Here is a 1,652-nt window from a genome sequence, read left to right as displayed (position 1 = left end):
AATTCAGGATGAGTACGAAAGCGCCACTGATAGCGCCTATCAAAGCAGCTCCGTGACCACCGATGAAGTCGAAGCTGCGCCCGTCGAAGTCGACTCGGCAGCAGATTCAACCGACGATGCAGCCGAAGCGGCCCAGCCCCCTGTAGACTCTGCAAAAGAATGAACAGCGCTCCCCGCCCGTGACACCTGCGTCGCTGGCGCGGAGCTGTTGCGATGGAGAACTGCATGACCCGTTACGCTCTGATCACTGGCGCTTCCAGCGGCATCGGCCTGGCAATGGCCGAAGCGCTGGCCCGGCGCGGCCGCAGCCTGCTATTGGTGGCCCGACAGCGTGATCAGCTGGAAAGTATTGCGATTGAACTGACTCAACGTTTTGGCGTGGAAGTTTTGTTTCGTGCCTGTGACCTGGGTGAACCGTTGCGCCTGTCCGGATTTCTACTGGAGCTGGAGGAAGGTGAGCGGCAAATCGATCTGCTGGTCAACTGCGCCGGCATCGGTACCTGTGGCCCATTCCTGGCCCAGGACTGGATGACCGAGCAGGACCTGATCGAAGTGAACATCCTGGCCCTCACTCGCTTGTGTCATGCCATTGGTAACAGCATGGCCTTGCAGGGCGGCGGGCAGATTCTGAACGTCGCCTCGGTTGCGGCGTTCCATCCCGGCCCCTGGATGAGCACTTATTACGCCAGCAAGGCTTATGTGCTGAATTTCTCCGAAGGCTTGCGCGTCGAACTGAAAAAATGCGCGGTCAAGGTGTCGGTGCTCTGCCCCGGCCCGACCCGCACGGCGTTTTTTCGCACCGCGCAACTGAACACCGACAAGCTGGGCGAGAGCAAATTGCTGATGAGCCCAGAGGAAGTCGCGCTCTACACCGTGCGYGCCCTGGAGAAAAATCGCGCCATTATCATCCCCGGTCGCCTGAATCGCTGGTTCGCCTTCTTGCCACGGCTCGGCTCGCGCTGGCTGACCCGGACAATCGCGGGCATGGTCAATAAGGCGTACTGCCCGCGCTGACCAGCCTTCAAGGTAAAAAACTGGGCTCAGGCAGGGCCCATGCGTACACTCAAGCCAGCCAAACAACGGAGAAAACAGCTGTGGATACTCTGTTCACCAAGATCATCAACCGGGAAATCCCGGCGAAGATCATTTACGAGGACGACCAGGTACTGGCCTTCCACGACATCGCCCCACAGGCCCCCGTGCATTTCCTGGTGGTCCCGAAGAAACCGGTGCGCACCCTTAACGATCTCACCGAGGACGATAAGGCTCTGGCCGGGCATATTCTGTTCACCGCGCAGCGTCTGGCTCTGGAACTGGGCTGTGAAGAAGGTTTCCGGGTGGTCATGAACTGCAATGAATTGGGCGGGCAGACCGTTTATCACATTCATATGCACGTGCTGGGTCAGCGCCAGATGCACTGGCCTCCGGGCTAATTGCAAGCAGTACCGGTTTATGTGGCGAGGGCGCTTGCTCCCTCGCCACAGATGACCCAGCGCAAACCCTCCCCGGCCGATTGGGTTAAACTGGCCGCCGAGATTCTTCCCGGAGGTCAGCATGACTACCCAACGTCACTATTCGCCAATTGACCGTCTTCTGCTGCAAGCCGATGCCGCGATGCGTACTTTGTTGCCCTTCAGCGGTCAGCCCTACCG

At 59.2% G+C, this 1,652-nt stretch carries 2 protein-coding genes and 2 pseudogenes; all 4 read left to right on the top strand.

Annotated features, from left to right (window positions below):
* A pseudogene (locus tag AC1DLB_RS29400) lies at positions 1-163 on the top strand (DUF805 domain-containing protein); the annotation flags it as partial.
* Positions 164-225: 62 nt separating this feature from the next.
* Positions 226-1,014: an SDR family NAD(P)-dependent oxidoreductase gene (locus AC1DLB_RS29395; protein ID WP_018928876.1), complete on the top strand. Its 789-nt coding sequence runs from the start codon at positions 226-228 to the stop codon at positions 1,012-1,014.
* Positions 1,015-1,094: 80 nt separating this feature from the next.
* Entirely contained in the window at positions 1,095-1,433 is a 339-nt protein-coding gene (locus AC1DLB_RS29390) for a histidine triad nucleotide-binding protein (protein ID WP_007906873.1), read from the top strand.
* A 121-nt stretch (positions 1,434-1,554) separates the two neighbouring features.
* Positions 1,555-1,652, top strand: a pseudogene (locus tag AC1DLB_RS29385) (2-polyprenyl-3-methyl-6-methoxy-1,4-benzoquinone monooxygenase); the annotation flags it as partial.

This window comes from Pseudomonas sp. 05N434 (genome assembly GCF_056396965.1).
Note: the sequence above shows the minus strand (reverse complement) of the source record. Positions and strands in the feature narration are given on the sequence as shown.